General features: G+C 70.4%; 10 protein-coding genes. 8 read left to right on the top strand and 2 right to left on the bottom strand.

All coding sequences use genetic code 11. From position 1 onward, the window contains the following. The first annotated feature begins 37 nt into the window (after window positions 1-37). The 7 genes from AC07NG_RS19425 (at window position 38) to AC07NG_RS19395 (ending at window position 9,064) form a co-directional block, all read left to right on the top strand. Window positions 38-805, top strand: coding sequence for a Coq4 family protein (locus tag AC07NG_RS19425; RefSeq protein WP_494595763.1), 768 nt, complete (start codon window positions 38-40; stop codon window positions 803-805). Next, window positions 802-1,239, top strand: coding sequence for a DUF2147 domain-containing protein (locus AC07NG_RS19420; protein WP_494595761.1), 438 nt, complete (start codon window positions 802-804; stop codon window positions 1,237-1,239). The genes AC07NG_RS19425 and AC07NG_RS19420 overlap by 4 nt, the downstream gene beginning before the upstream one ends. A 118-nt stretch (window positions 1,240-1,357) precedes the next feature. Then, window positions 1,358-3,853 carry an acyl-CoA dehydrogenase gene (locus AC07NG_RS19415; RefSeq protein ID WP_494595760.1) on the top strand — a complete coding sequence of 832 codons (2,496 nt, stop codon included), beginning with the start codon at window positions 1,358-1,360 and terminating at the stop codon, window positions 3,851-3,853. Further along, on the top strand, window positions 3,853-5,184 hold the full coding sequence (locus tag AC07NG_RS19410) for a 3-oxoacyl-ACP reductase (RefSeq protein ID WP_494595759.1): 1,332 nt from the start codon (window positions 3,853-3,855) through the stop codon (window positions 5,182-5,184). The genes AC07NG_RS19415 and AC07NG_RS19410 overlap by 1 nt, the downstream gene beginning before the upstream one ends. Window positions 5,185-5,187: 3 nt before the next feature. Continuing rightward, complete coding sequence (locus tag AC07NG_RS19405) at window positions 5,188-6,051, top strand: MaoC family dehydratase (RefSeq protein ID WP_494595757.1); 864 nt, start codon at window positions 5,188-5,190, stop codon at window positions 6,049-6,051. Continuing rightward, window positions 6,045-7,331: an acetyl-CoA C-acetyltransferase gene (locus AC07NG_RS19400; protein WP_494595755.1), complete on the top strand. Its 1,287-nt coding sequence runs from the start codon at window positions 6,045-6,047 to the stop codon at window positions 7,329-7,331. The genes AC07NG_RS19405 and AC07NG_RS19400 overlap by 7 nt, the downstream gene beginning before the upstream one ends. Then, entirely contained in the window at window positions 7,328-9,064 is a 1,737-nt protein-coding gene (locus AC07NG_RS19395; RefSeq protein WP_494595754.1) for an AMP-binding protein, read from the top strand. The genes AC07NG_RS19400 and AC07NG_RS19395 overlap by 4 nt, the downstream gene beginning before the upstream one ends. A gap of 110 nt (window positions 9,065-9,174) precedes the next feature. Here the strand turns inward: AC07NG_RS19395 and AC07NG_RS19390 are convergent, their stop codons facing one another. Beyond that, complete coding sequence (locus tag AC07NG_RS19390; protein WP_494595752.1) at window positions 9,175-10,074, bottom strand: bile acid:sodium symporter family protein; 900 nt, start codon at window positions 10,072-10,074, stop codon at window positions 9,175-9,177. Window positions 10,075-10,077: 3 nt separating this feature from the next. Continuing rightward, the gene (locus AC07NG_RS19385; protein ID WP_494595751.1) at window positions 10,078-11,754 is read right to left on the bottom strand and encodes an FAD-binding dehydrogenase; all 1,677 of its coding nucleotides are present in this window, start codon (window positions 11,752-11,754) and stop codon (window positions 10,078-10,080) included. 332 nt (window positions 11,755-12,086) lie between these two features. Between AC07NG_RS19385 and AC07NG_RS19380 the strand changes: the two genes are divergently transcribed. After that, window positions 12,087-15,041 carry a TonB-dependent receptor gene (locus tag AC07NG_RS19380; RefSeq protein ID WP_494595750.1) on the top strand — a complete coding sequence of 985 codons (2,955 nt, stop codon included), beginning with the start codon at window positions 12,087-12,089 and terminating at the stop codon, window positions 15,039-15,041. The last annotated feature ends 37 nt before the right edge of the window (window positions 15,042-15,078 follow it).

Below are 15,078 nucleotides of genomic sequence, written 5' to 3'. Positions count from 1 at the left end.
AGGGGAACCGCAAGTGCAAGCTTCGCCGTCATCACCCGTGTTGCAGCCCGTTGCCGGGCATGAGCGGCTGCCATCCCTGACCGCGCCGCGTCGCGTGCAGCCCGTGCGAGCGGCCCGCGCCTTCGGCCGGTTGGTGGCCGACAAGGAAGACACCCGGCAGGTGTTCGAGATCATGAACGCGCTGGCGGGCCGTTCGATCGACTGGGGCTATCAACGTCTGCTGGAGACGCCGGAGGGCGGCCAGCAGGCCTACGCCCAGGTCGAGCTGTCGGACCGGCTGCAGGACCGCGACTGGCTGGCGGGCTTCGCGCCCGGGAGCGTCGGCGCGGCCTATCTGGCCTTCATCGACGTGCGCAACCTCTCGGCCTACGGCCTGGCCGACGAGAGCCGCAAGGTGGCCGACAGCGAGATCGAGGCGGCCCATCCCCGCGCCTGGTACGCCCGCCGCATCCGCGACGTGCACGACATCTGGCACGTGCTGACCGGCTACCAGACCGATGCTCTGGGCGAGGCCTGCGTGGTGGCCTTCTCGCTGCCGCAGACCAAGAGCGCGGGCTTTGGCCTGATCGCCGCCGGCGGGGCGGTGCAGTTCATGCGGGCGCGCACCGGCTATCCCTGCGGGCGGGCCGTGCTGCAGGCCTGGCGCAACGGCCGCCGGGCCGCCTGGCTGCCGGGGCAGGACTACGAGGCCCTGATGGCCGAGCCGCTGGAGGCGGCGCGCCGGCGGCTGAAGATCCCGCGCCCGAGCGTCTACGAGCAGGTGCCGCCGACCGTGCGCAACGCCTATCTGGGAGGCGCCGGATGAGGCGCGCGGCGACGGGGCTTCTGGTCGGGCTGGCCGTCCTGGCGGCCGGCGCAGCGCCGGCCCTGGCGCAGGACGACGCCTTGGTCGGTCGCTGGCGCACCTCGGCCCGCGACGGGGTGGTCGGCATCGAGCGCTGTGGCGGGGCCCTATGCGGGCGGGTGCTGGACGCAGCCCCCCTGCGGACCAATCCCGACCAGCGCGACATCCACAACAAGAAGCCGGCGCTGCGAACGCGGCGGGTGATGAACCTGCTGGTGCTGGAGAACTTCACGGGCGGCCCCAAGGCCTGGAAGGGCGGCCCGCTCTACGACCCCGACAGCGGGGACCGGGCCGGAACCGGAACCCTGACCCTGATCGACGACGACACCCTGGCGGTGAAGGGCTGCATCGCGCCGCTGCTTTGCCGGACCCAGACCTGGAAACGCGCGCGCTGAGTATCGGGCGCGCGGGCCCAATGAGTGCCCAGTAACGGGCGGCCCAGGCCGCCGCTTTTCATCCGATGGCTTCGAGGAAGCCGGCGTCGAAAGGGACGCCGGACGGGGGATTGCGACCATGCTGATCTGGATCGGCGCGCTTGCGCCTGTGGTGTTCCTGCTGGCCTTCGTGCAGGGCAGAGCCCTGGCCTGGGGCGCGGCCCTGGCGGCCTGGATCGCGGCGGGATGGGCCCTGGGCCTGGTGGGCGCGACGCCGGCCCTGGCGGCGGCGGCCGTTGTCGCGGTCTTCACCGCATTGTTCGCCCTGAGGCCGCTGCGCGCCGCCGTGCTGTCGGCGCCGGCCATGAAGGCCTTCGGCGCGATCATGCCGAAGATGAGCCCCACAGAGCAGGCCGCCGTCGAGGCCGGCAACGTCTGGTGGGACGCCGAACTGTTCGCCGGGCGCCCCGACTGGAAGAAGCTGCTGGCCACCCCGGCGCCGAAGCTGAGCCCCGAGGAGCAGCGCTTCGTCGACGTCGAGACCGAGCACCTGTGCGACCTGTCCAACGACTGGGAAAGCACCGCCGTCTGGCAGGACCTGCCGCCGGCCGCCTGGGCCTACGCTCGCGACAAGGGCTTCCTCGGGATGATCATCCCCAAGCGCTACGGGGGCCTGGGCTTTTCGGCCTACGCCCACAGCCAGGTGGTGCAGAAACTGTCGACCCGCTGCTCGGCGGCGGCCGTGTCGGTGATGGTGCCCAACTCGCTGGGTCCGGCCGAACTGCTGCTGCACTACGGCACGGAGGCTCAGAAGGACCACTACCTGCCCAGGCTGGCGAGCGGCGACGAGATCCCGTGCTTCGCCCTGACCAACCCCTATGCCGGCTCGGACGCCGCCTCGATCACCGACACCGGCGTGGTTTGCCGGGGGACCTGGCAGGGCCGCGAGACCCTGGGTTTCCGCATCAGCTGGCGCAAGCGCTACATCACCCTGGCCCCCATCGCGACGGTGATCGGTCTGGCCTTCCGCGCCGTCGATCCGGACGGCCTGCTGGGCCTGGGCGCCGAGCCCGGCATCACCTGCGTGCTGATCCCGCGCGAGCATCCGGGCGTCAATATCGGCCGCCGCCACTGGCCGCTGAACGCGGTGTTCCAGAACGGCCCGATCACCGGCGACGACGTGTTCGTGCCGATGGAGATGGTGATCGGCGGCCAGATCCAGGTCGGCCACGGCTGGCGGATGCTGATGGAGTGCCTGGCGGCCGGGCGGGCGATCTCGCTGCCGTCGTCCAATGTCGGCATGTCCAAGCTCGCGGTCGGCATGGTCGGGGCCTATGTGGCGATCCGCCGGCAGTTCAACATGCCGATCGGCGCGTTCGAGGGCGTGCAGGAGCCGCTGGCCCGCATGGCCGGCCACCTCTACGCCGCCGACAGCGTGCGACAACTGGCGGCCGCGGCCCTGGACCAGGGCGAGAAGCCGTCGGTGGTTTCGGCCATCGCCAAGTACCACGTCACCGAGCGCGCCCGCATCGTCGTCAACGAGGCGATGGACGTGGTCGGCGGCAAGGGCGTGTGCATGGGTCCCGGCAACTTCCTGGCCCGCGCCTACCAGCAGATCCCCATCGCCATCACGGTCGAGGGGGCCAACATCATGACCCGCACCCTGATCATCTACGGCCAGGGCGCGATCCGCTGCCATCCCTACGTCTTGACGCTGATGCGGACGACGCAAGCCGCAGACCTCAAGGCCTTCGACGCGGCGCTGTTCGGCTATGCCGGCTTCCTGTTCCGGAACCTCGCCCGCTCGGCCGCCTTCGCCCTGACCGGCGGCGCGCTGATCGCGGCCCCGGCCGGCGCTGCGCCGCAGTTGGCCCGCTACTACCGCGCCGCGACCCGGTTCTCGACCCTGCTGGCCCTGGCTTCGGACCTGTCGATGGCCACGGTGGGCGGCGCGCTGAAGCGCAAGGGCGCGCTGACCGGGCGGCTGGGGGACCTGCTGTCGCAGCTGTTCATCCTGTCGAGCGTGCTCAAGCGCTTCGAGGACGAGGGGCGGCCGGCCGAGGACCTGCCGTTCGTCCACTGGGCGGCGCAGGACGCCCTGGCGCGGGCGGCGATCGCCTGGACGGCGCTGCTGGCCAACCATCCCAGTCGCGTCGTCGCCGGGCTGCTGGGCCTGGTTGGGGCTGGCCTGTCGGGCCTGACGCGCGGACCCAATGACGATGTCGCCTCCGCCGTCGCGGGCCTGATACAGCGCCATGGTCCGGCGCGCGATCGCCTGCTGGCCGGATCGTGGACGCCGCGCATCGAGGTCGATCCGATCGCCGCCACGGCGGTGGCCTTCGATCTCCATCCGCAGGTGGAAGCCATCGAGCGTCGCCTCAAGCCCGCCATCACGGCCGGGACGATCGCCCGCGCGCCGCAGAACCTGACCCTGATGGACGCCTGGGCGGCGGACGCCGAGGCCAAGGGCCTGATCGACGCCGCCGAGCGCGACCTGATCGGCCGCTTCGCCCACCTCGCCGACCAGGCCATCCAGGTCGACGACTTCCCGCAGGACTTCGGCCTGGGCGAGGGCCTGGCCCGCCGCAACGGGATCAAGGGCGCGGCGCGCGCCAAGAAGGAAGGGGTGGCCTGATGCCCGACCGCTATCTGGAATTCGCCAGCAGCGGCCTAGGCGGCTGGGTGGTCGAGGCCCTGGGCCTGCCCAAGCCCGCGCCGCTGCTGCGACGAGGCGAAGGGGAGGCGCCGCCGACTCTGCCGTTGCTGCTGGGCCCGCCGACGGCGGACGGACGCATGGGGCCGGTGCTGGAGCGGTTGTCGGCGGCCTCGGGCGTCGAGATCCATCAGGCCTGGACGCCGGACGTGCGCTATGGCGGCCTGGTGTTCGACGCCTCGGCCTGCCTGGATGTCGCCGCGACGCAGGGGCTGTACCGGTTCTTCCACCAGGCGATCCGCTCGGTGGCCGAGCATGGCCGCATCGTCGTGGTCGGCGTTCCGCCCGAGACGGCCAAGACCGCCGAGGGCGAGGCGATCCAGCGCGGGCTGGAGGGCTTCGTGCGGTCGCTGGCCAAGGAGGCGCGGCGCAGCATCGCCGTGCAGCTGCTCTACGTGACGCCGGGCCGCGAGGATCAGGCGCAGAGCACCCTGGCGTTCCTGCTGTCGCCGCGCTCGGCCTATGTGTCGGGCCAGGTGATCCGGGTGGGCGCCGCCGCCGTGGCGGCGGATCCCGCCGTCGGCCACGCCGGCCGCCAGGTGCTGGTCACGGGGGCCGCCCGAGGGATAGGCGAGGCGATCGTCCGACTGTTCGTCGCCGAGGGCGCCAAGGTCACGGCCCTGGACGTGCCCAGCGCCCAGGACGACCTGCGCGGCCTGGCTACCGAGCTGGGCGTCGATCCGCTGGCGCTGGACATCACCGCGCCGGAGGCGGCCGGCGTGCTGCTGAAGACGGCGCGGGCGAGGGGAGGGTTCGACGTGGTGGTGCACAACGCCGGCATCACCCGCGACCGCACCCTGGGCCGCATGGACGAGCGCGAGTGGAACAGCGTCATGGCCGTCAATCTCGGCGCGCCCCTGGCCCTGACCCGCGTGCTGCTGGAGGCCGGCGCGGTGCGCCGCAACGGCCGGATCGTGGCGGTCTCGTCGCTGAGCGGCGTGGCCGGCAACATGGGCCAGACCAACTATGCCCTGTCGAAGGCCGGCTGGATCGGCGCGGTCGGCCGCATGGCGCGCGACGGGCTGGACCACGGCATCACCGTCAACGCGGTGGCGCCGGGCTTCATCGAGACCCGCATGACCGCCGCCATCCCGTTCGCGATCAGAGAGGCCGGGCGGCGGATGAACAGCATGGGGCAGGGCGGCAGTCCGGTCGACGTGGCCGAGACCATCGCCTGGCTGGCCCACCCGGCCAGCGGCGGCGTCAACGGCCAGGTGGTTCGCGTCTGCGGCCAGAGCCTGCTGGGGGCCTAGACCATGTCCAACGCCGAGCCGGTGTCGCCCCTGGGCCTGGCCTGGGGCGCGGCGCGAGGGCTGCTGCGCGCCGGAACGGTCAGCGACCTGCCGTCCGTCAGCCTGCACGCCGATCAGGTCTGGGTGCGCGCCGAGGCGGTAAGAGCCTATGCCGAGGTCTGTGGCTTCGCGCCCGAAGCGGGTGTGCCACCGACCTTCGCCCACATCCTGGCCTTCCCGTTGCAGATGCGGATCATGTTGGCGGCGGGATTTCCGTTCCCGGTGATGGGCCTGGTGCACATCCACAACCGCATCCGCCAGCGCGCGCCTCTGCGCATCGGCGAGAGCCTGACGATCGGCGCGCGAACCGGCCGCCTGCTGGCCCACGACAAGGGCCAGGCCTTCTCGCTGGAGACCTGGGTCCTGCGCGACGGCGCGACGGTGTGGGAAGGAACGAGCGTCTATCTGCGCCTGGGCAAGCCCGGTCGCGGCGAGCCGGCTCCGACGCTCGATGCGGGCGAGGCGAGGGCGCCGGTCGAGACCTGGCAGGTCCCCGCCGACATCGGCCGGCGCTACGCCGGGGTGTCGGGCGACGCCAACCCGATCCACACCTCGCCGCTGGGCGCGCGGCTGTTCGGCTTTCCGCGTCCGATCGCCCACGGCATGTGGGCCAAGGCCCGGGCCGTTGCGGCCCTGACCCGAGGCCGGGCGGTCGAGGCGATCGAGGTCGAGACGGCCTTCCGCGCGCCCCTGCTGCTGCCCGGCGAGACCCGGCTGTCGAGCGGGTCCGCCGGCGCCTTCGAACTCACGGACGCCTCGGGCGGCCGCACCCATCTGCGCGGGCACCTGAGAAGCGCGCCCCAACCACAGGATCCTTCCCCATGCTGACCTTGCCCGCGCCCCGGCGCGTCGCCGTGATCGGCGGCCGCCGCATTCCCTTCGCGCGCTCCAACACCGCCTATGCCGAGGCCTCCAACCAGGACATGCTGACCGCCGCCCTCCAGGGCCTGGCCGACCGCTTCGACCTGCACGGCCTGCGCCTGGGCGAGGTTGCGGCCGGCGCGGTGCTCAAGCACTCGCGCGACATCGCCCTTACCCGCGAGAGCTTGCTCTCGACCACCATCGGTCACGACACCCCCGCCTACGACGTGCAGCAGGCCTGCGGCACCGGGCTGGAAGCGGCGATCCTGGTGGCCAATAAGATCGCGCTCGGCCAGATCGACGTCGGCATCGCCGGCGGGGTCGATACGACCTCGGACGCGCCGATCGCCCTCAACGAGGACTTCCGCAAGGCGCTGCTGTCGGCCAATCGCCAGAAGACGACGGGGGCCAAGGTCAAGGCGCTGGCGGGAGCGGGCCTGACCGCGCCGTTCCGCCCCGAGCCGCCACGCAACGCCGAGCCGCGCACCGGCCTCTCCATGGGCGAGAGCTGCGAGCTGATGGCCAAGCGGTGGGGCGTCGCCCGCGAGGAGCAGGACGCCCTTGCGATCCGCAGCCATCGCCGGATGGCCAAGGCCTATGACGACGGCCTGTTCGACGACCTCGTCACCCCGTTCCGGGGCCTGAAGCGCGATAACAACCTGCGGCCCGACATCGACCCGGCCAAGCTGGCGACGATGAAGCCGGTGTTCGACCGCGAGCACGGCACGCTGACGGCGGCCAATTCCACGCCCCTGACCGACGGCGCCTCGGTGGTGCTACTGGCCAGCGAGGACTGGGCCAGGGCGCGGGGCCTGCCGGTGCTGGCCTACCTGCGGGCCGGCGAAACGGCGGCGGTGGACTTCGTGGGCGGCGACGAGGGCCTGCTGATGGCCCCGGCCTACGCCGTGCCGCGCATGCTGGAGAAGCTGGGCCTCTCCTTGCAGGACTTCGACTACTACGAGATCCACGAGGCCTTCGCCGCCCAGGTGCTGTGCACCCTTAAGGCCTGGGAGGACGACGACTACGCACGCATGCGGCTGGGGCTGGAGCGCGCACCGGGCGCCATCGACCGCGAGAAGCTGAACGTGCACGGCAGTTCGCTGGCCGCCGGCCACCCGTTCGCCGCCACCGGCGGCCGGATCCTGGCGCATCTGGCGACCATGCTGGACCGCAAGGGAAGCGGCCGGGGTCTGATCTCGATATGCGCCGCCGGCGGCCAGGGCGTCGTGGCGGTGCTGGAGAAATGACCGGCGCGCCGATGATCGAGGGCGTCGACGGGGCCGACGCCGAGCAGCTGTGGGCCGAGCGCTTCTGGACCCGCGCCTATCGCCCCGACGTGCCGGCGACGATCGACGACGAACTGGCCCTGTGGCGGTCGGTCGGCCAGCTGTTCGAGCACGACGCGGCGCGTTTCGCGCAACGCACCGGCTTCGTCAGCATGGGTTCGGGCGTGGACTATGGTCGCGCCCTGAAGGACGCGCGGGCCTTCGCCGCCTGGCTGCAATCGGCGGGCGTGCGCCAGGGCGAGCGGGTGGCGCTGATGATGCCCAACTGCCTGCAATATCCGATCGCCCTGTTCGGCACGCTGATCGCCGGCGCCGTGGTGGTGAACGTCAACCCGCTCTACACGCCGCGCGAGCTGCGCCACCAGCTGGAGGACAGCGGCGCGGTCGCCATCGTGGTCATGGACATGTTCGCCCACACGCTGGAGCAGGCGATCGAGGGCACGGCGCTGCGCCATGTCGTGGTGACCTCGATGGGCGACATGATGGGGCTCGCCAAGGGGGCGGCGATCAACGTCCTGATGGGCCATGTGGAGAAGCTGGTCCCGAAGTGGCGACTGCCCGGCGCCCTGCGCTGGCCGGCGATGATGCGGCGGGCGCGGCGGCGGACATTCACGCCAGTAGACGTGCGGCCCGAGGACCTGGCCTTCCTGCAATATACCGGCGGCACCACGGGGGTGGCCAAGGGGGCCATGCTGACCCACCGCAACATCCTGGCCAACGTGTTGCAAGGCCGCGCCTGGATCATGACCCAGATCCCGCCCGACCAGGCGGTGGGCAACGTGACCATGCTGCCGCTCTACCATGTGTTCTCGCTGACCGCGAACCTGCTGATGTTCGTCGGGGTGGGCGGGCGCAACATCCTGATCGCCAATCCGCGCGACGCCAAACGGGTGGAGTGGGTGCTGCGCAAGGAGCGGTTCGCGGGGCTGGCGGGGCTGAACACCCTGTTCGCCAGCCTGCTGAAGAACGACGCCTTCCGTGGGCGTGACTTCTCGGAACTCAGCCTGACCATCGCTGGCGGCATGGCCACCCAGCGGGCCGTGGCCGAGGAGTGGGAGCTGGTCACCGGCTGCCCGGTGATCGAGGGCTACGGCCTGACCGAGTGCTCGCCGATCGTCTGCGTCGGCTATGTCGATCTGGAGCGGCCGCAGACCATGGCCTTCGACGGTACGGTGGGTCTGCCGGTGCCCTCGACCGAGGTGCGCATGCGGCGCGAGGACGGCACCTGGTGCGGCGTCGATGAGCCGGGCGAGCTGTGCGTGCGCGGACCGCAGGTGATGAAGGGCTACTGGAACCATCCAGGCGAGACGGCGCGGGTGCTGTCGGCCGACGGCTGGCTCTCGACGGGCGACGTCGCCGTGATGCAGGCCGACGGCCGCGTGCGGCTGCTGGACCGGCTGAAGGAGATGATCCTGGTCTCGGGCTTCAACGTCTATCCCAGCGAGATCGAGGACGTGGTCGCCGCCCACCCGCTGGTCGACGAGGTCGCCGCCGTCGGCGTGCCCGACCCGGTGCAGGGCGAGCGGATCAAGGTGGTGGTCGTGCCGCGCTCGGCCGAGCTGACGGCCGAGGCGGTGATCGCCCACTGCCGCGAGCGGCTGACGGGCTACAAGGTGCCGCGCATCGTCGAGTTCCGGTCCGAGCCCCTGCCGAAGACGGCGGTGGGCAAGGTGCTGCGGCGGGAGTTGCGGTAGGGCTCCTGGCGAACCTCGCCCCCTCGGGCCGCGCCTCGCGGCCCGCCCAAGGGCATGCTTCGACAGGCTCAGGGTGAGGTCCTACTGAGCCGCCGCGCCTGAAATGATCCTCATCCTGAGCTCGTCGAAGGACGAGGATCACGCACGGCGCCGGCCATTCGCGTCACCACCACCCCGAACAGCGCCGCCAGCGGGAAGGCCGCCACGCCGTAGACGGCGGCCGGCAGGCTCACCTCGGGGCGTTGCAGCACCGACTGGGCGATGACGATGGCCAGGGCGGCGTTGTGCAGCCCCACCTCGAAGGCGCTGGCGATCGCCTGGTCGCGGGGCACGCGCAGCAGGCGCGGCACGACGAAGCCGAGGGTCAGGCTGGCCAGGCAGAAGACGAAGGTGACGCCGGCCAGGGCCAGGATCTCGTCGCGCAGTTCGGCCAGGTTCGAGGCGACGGCGCCGATGACCAGCACGGCCAGGAACAGGCTGGAGGCGATGCGCACCGGCTTGTCCATGGCCCGGGCGAAGCGCGGCTTCAGGCGTCGGGTCAGCATGCCCAGCGCGACGGGAACCAGCACCACCAGGAACACCTCGACCGTCTTGTCCAGCCGCAGGCCGACCCGCCCGTCACCGGGCTCGAACCCGGCGATGGCCAGGTTGACGACCAGCGGCAGGGTGACGACGGCCAGCACCGAGTTGATCGCCGTCAGGCTGACGTTCAGCGCCACGTCCCCGCGAAAGAGGTGGCTGTAGAGATTGGCCGCTGTGCCGCCCGGCGAAGCCGCCAACAGCATCAGACCGACCGCCATGGCCGGCGGCAGGTCGAACAGCATCGCCAGGGCGAAGGCGACGAGCGGCAGGATCAGCACCTGGCAGGCCAGGGCGACCAGGGCGGCGCGCGGCTTGCGGGCGACGCGGGTGAAGTCGGCCGGGGTGAGATCGAGGCCCAGACCGAACATGATGATCCCCAGCGCCGCCGGCAGGCCGGTGGTGATAAGGGGCGAGGCCAGGCCCTCCACGGCTCAGACCGCGCCGGCCAGGGCCAGGCCCGCCGCCCGTCCGGAGAAAATGCAGCCGCCGAGGAAGGTGCCCTCCAGGGCGTTGTAGCCGTGCAGGCCGCCGCCGCCGAAACCGGCCGCCTCGCCGGCCGCGTAGAGTCCCTCCAGCACCTGGCCGTCGGGGGCGAGCACGCGGCTTGAGAGGTCGGTCTGCAGGCCGCCCAGCGACTTGCGGGTCAGGACGTGCAGCTTGACCCCGATCAGCGGCCCGGCGGCGGGATCGAGGATCCGGTGCGGCGCGGCCGTGCGGGCCAGGCGGTCGCCCAACGACCGGCGACTGTTGTGGATGCCCATCACCTGCAGGTCCTTGGCGAAGGGATTGGCGATCTGGGCGTCGCGGTCCTCGATCTGGCGACGGATCAGGGCGGCGTCGAGCAGCGGCGTCTCGGTAAGCCCATTCATCTTGGCGACCAGATCCTCCAGCCGCTCAGCGACCACGAAGTCGGCGCCGTTGCGCTTGAAGGCGTCGACCTCGGGCGGCGCGCCCTTGCCCAGGCGCGACTTCAGGAGAGCAAGCCGCCGGCGGTTGGTGATGTCGCCGTTCTGCTCGGAGCCGGATAGGGCGAACTCCTTCTCGAGGATCTTCTGGGTGACGATGAACCAGCTGTGGTCGTGCTGAGCCAGGTCCGGCGTCGTGCGCAGGTGGCGCAGGGTGGCGATGGTGTCGTAGCCGGGCAGGGCGGGGAAGGGCAGGCGCCGGCCCAGGGCGTCGAACCACATCGACGAGGGGCCGGGCAGGATGCGGATGGCGTGGCTGGGCCAGATCGGCGCCCAGTTCCGCACGCCTTCTACGTAGTGCCACATGCGGTCGCGGTTCACGAGGCGGGCCCCGGCGTCGCCGGCGATGTCGAGCATGCGGCCGTCCACATAGGCCGGCACGCCGGTGATCATGCTGGCCGGCGCGGTTCCCAGGCGCTCGGGCCAGTAGCGGCGGACCAGATCGTGATTGCCGCCGATGCCGCCGGTGGCCAGCACCACGGCCTGGGCCTTCAGCGTGAAGTCGCCGACCACGTCGCGATTGGACACCGCGCCGCGCGGGGCGTCGTCGGGCGCCAGCACCGCGCCGGAGACGCCCGTGACCCGGCCGCCCTCGACGACCAGGTGATCGACCCGATGGCGGTGATGGAAGCTGAGCTTTCCTTCGGACGCGGCGCGGCGGGCGCTGTCGGCGAAGGGTTCGGAGACGCCGGTGCCGGTGCCCCAGGCGACGTGGAAGCGGGGAACCGAGTTGCCGTGGCCCCGGGCCTGGCCGGCCCCGCGCTCGGCCCAGCCGACCATCGGCGTCAGGCTGATCCCGTGGCGACGCAGCCAGTGGCGCTTCTCGCCGGCGGCGAACTCGACATAGGCCCGGCCCCAGCGGATCGCCCATTCGTCCTCGGGGAGGGGGCCGTCCAGCCGGTCCCAGCCGGCGCTGCCGGTCCAGTCGCGCCAGGCCAGATCGAGGCTGTCGCGGATGCCCATGCGTCGCTGCTCGGGCGAATTGACGAGGAACAGCCCGCCGAACGACCAGAAGGCCTGGCCGCCCAGGTTGGCGGGGTTCTCCTGGTCGAGCAGGGCGACCCGCTTGCCGGCCCGGACCAGCTCGTCGGCGGCCACCAGCCCGGCCAGTCCGCCCCCCACGACGATGACGTCGGCATCCATGTTTCGCCCTCCCGATCGGCGCTGAACCTTGGCTATTTTTACAGTGATGTAAATATTAATTCGAGGTCAGGAAAAGGCCCGATCGTCCGCCCCCGGAGGGCCGTGGAGAGCGGTCTTCGACACGCGACGCCTTGCCCCAAAAGGCGCGCCGCCAGACTGCCGCAGCGTAACTGAACATCGATGTAAGTAATGTATTGACATGCTAGTGAATAGGTAGATCGTACAACCCAACCGTGGGGCGGAGCCGCCATGCCGCGCGGAGATTGATGAGGGGCGGGGGAAACGTTCACCGGGCCAGACGCAGAGCTGGCCGGGGCAGGGGAGGATAGGGCATGGCTGCAAAAGCCTGCGTGCGCGCGCGTCTGGCCGTCACCGCATCCGCCATGGCGCTCGCCGTGGCGGCGGGGCCGGCTTTGGCGCAGGAAGCGACGACCCAAGTCGAAGACATCGTCGTCACCGCGCAGAAGCGCGAGGAATCCATCCAGCAGGTGCCGATCGCCGTAACGGCCCTGTCTTCTGAAGCGCTCAACGAACGCAAGATCGAAGGCGGCTCCGAACTGATGCGCGCCGTGCCGAACGTCTCGTTCTCGAAGGCGAACTTCAGCATGTACAACTTCTCGATCCGCGGGGTCGGGACCAAGGCGATCTCGGCCAGCAGCGATCCCGCCGTGGCCGTCAGCTTCAACTCCACGCCGCTGATCCGCAACCGGCTGTTCGAGCAGGAATACCTGGACGTGGCGCGGGTCGAGGTGCTGCGCGGGCCGCAGGGCACGCTCTACGGCCGCAACGCCACGGGCGGCGTCGTCAACATGATCCCGAACCTGCCGGGCCGGGAATTCGAAGGCTCCATCAAGGGCGAGGTCGGCAACTACGACAGCCGGCGGATGCAGGCCCTGATCAACGTGCCTATCGGCGAGACCTTCGCCCTGCGCCTGGCCGGCTCGGCCACCAAGCGCGACGGCTTCGACTACAACAGCTTCAACGACACCAAGGTGAACGACCGCGACCTGTGGTCCACTCGCCTGTCGGCGGCCTGGCAACCGACCAGCCGCCTGCGCACCAACGCGATCTGGGAGCACTTCGAGGAAGACGACAACCGCTCGCGGACGGGCAAGCAGCTCTGCACCACCGATCCGGGGCCGACCAAGGTCGGGGCCGTGACGATCACCTCGTCGCTGCTCCGCAACCGCCTGAGCCAGGGCTGCCTGCCGGGCTCGTTGTACGATGACGCGGCCTATGGCGTGCCCAATGGCGGCGCCTTCGCGCACATCTTCCTGGCCTCGGTGTCGCTGGGGCAGAACGCGTCCAACCAGACGGTGTTCGCCGTGCCGCTGGGCACCGATCCGTATGCCGGCCTGACGCAGTCGAAGGACCTGCGCGAGATCGCCACCAGCTACGACCCGGTCTTCCGCGTGAAGAACGACGTCTTCCAGTTCAACGTCGAGTTCGACCTGACCGACAAGCTGAAGCTGATCTCGCAGACGGCCTACGCCAAGGACGACTACTACTCGAGCCAGGACTACAACCGCTTCGTCTCCAACCCGATCTTCAGCAGCACCGACGGGCTGCGGGACGTGCTGGGCCAGCCGATCGTGGGCAAGTCGTTCCTGTCGGGCGGCTACTACACCGACCCGCAGCTGGGCACGTCGAACCGCATGGTCTCGGCCGACCTCAGCCGTTCCGACAATCGCCAGTGGACCCAGGAACTGCGCCTGCAGTCGGCCTTCGACGGGCCGTTCAACTTCAGCCTCGGCGCCAACTACATCGACTTCAAGTCGGCCGACGACTACTTCGTGTTCAACAACGTTTTCACGTTCCTGGCCGAGTACTACTACAACGTCGACATCACCTTGCCGAGCAACCAGGGCCGCCAGACCGCGCCCTGTACGCCGACGACGGCCAAGGAATGCGTCTATGTCGACTATTCGTCGCTGGATAACCTGGCGGGCGACGGCCACAACTACTTCCGCAGCAAGAACGCCATCCACACCCGCTCGTGGGGCGTGTTCGGCGAGGCCTATTACGATCTCTCGCCCACCTGGCGGCTGACCGCGGGCCTGCGCTACACCGACGACCGCAAGGTCAGCACGCCCTATCCCAGCCAACTGCTGCTGGGCGCCGACAGGGGCACGCCAGGCACGTCGTCGGGCGGCTATGTCAGCCGCGGCTATCCGGCGCTGCCGGACATCGACCAGCAGTGGGACGCGCTCACCGGCCGCCTGGTGGTCGACTGGAAGCCGGACTTCAGCTTCACCGACGACACCCTGATCTACGCGTCCTATTCACGCGGCTACAAGGGCGGCGGCGCCAACCCGCCGCGGGTCGACATCAACCCGACGGTGATCCAGTACCAGCCGCTGGCCGAGACCTTCGATCCCGAATACGTCAACGCCTTCGAGATCGGCACCAAGAACACCCTGGCCGGCGGCATGGTCCGCTTCAACGCCACGGCCTTCTACTACGACTACAAAGACTACCAGGTGTCGCAGATCGTCGACCGCATCTCGCTGAACGAGAACTTCGACGCCCGCACCTGGGGCGTGGAGCTGGAGACCGTGTTCCGGCCCACCCGCGACTTCCGGCTGGACGCCAACCTCGGCTATCTGAACACGCGGATCGCCGACGGCGAGGGCTCCATCGACGTCATGAACCGCACCCAGGGCAACGCCGACTGGATGGTGCTGCGGCCCTGGCTGCAGGTGCCGTCCAACTGCGTGGCGCCGACCAAGTACGTCGAGACCGTCCTGTCCCGGCCGTTCCCGGTGGAGCTGACGACCCTGGCCCTGCAGGCCCTCTGCGGCGGCTCGCTGCGGACGGGGACGTTCAACCCGAACTTCACCTCGACGCTGCCGTTCTGGCGGCTGTACGGCTTCACCTACGACCCTCTGACCGAGGCCCCCAACGGCGGTCGCGGCTTCGAGGCCGATCTCAGCGGCAACGAACTGCCCAACGCCCCGAACTGGACCGCCAACATCGGCGCCCAGTACACCTTCCACAAGGACGACTGGGCCCTGACGCTGCGCGGCGACTACTACTACCAGGGCAGCAGCTACGCCCGCGTCTACAACACCGAATACGACCGGCTGAAGTCGTGGGACAACGTGAACATCTCGGTGACGCTGGAGAAGCCCTCCGACGGGCTCGTCTTCCAGGCCTACGTCAAGAACCTGTTCGACAAGACCCCCATCACCGACAGCTTCACCAACAGCGACGACACCGGCCTGACGGCCAACGTCTTCACCCTCGATCCAAGGCTCATCGCGGTCAGCGTGTCCAAGCGCTTCTAGGCCCTCTCGGTGACTCGCCGCCCCACGTTCGGGGCGG

Source organism: Caulobacter sp. GW821-FHT10C03, from assembly GCF_059415485.1.
This window is presented reverse-complemented; position numbering and strand designations above follow the sequence as displayed.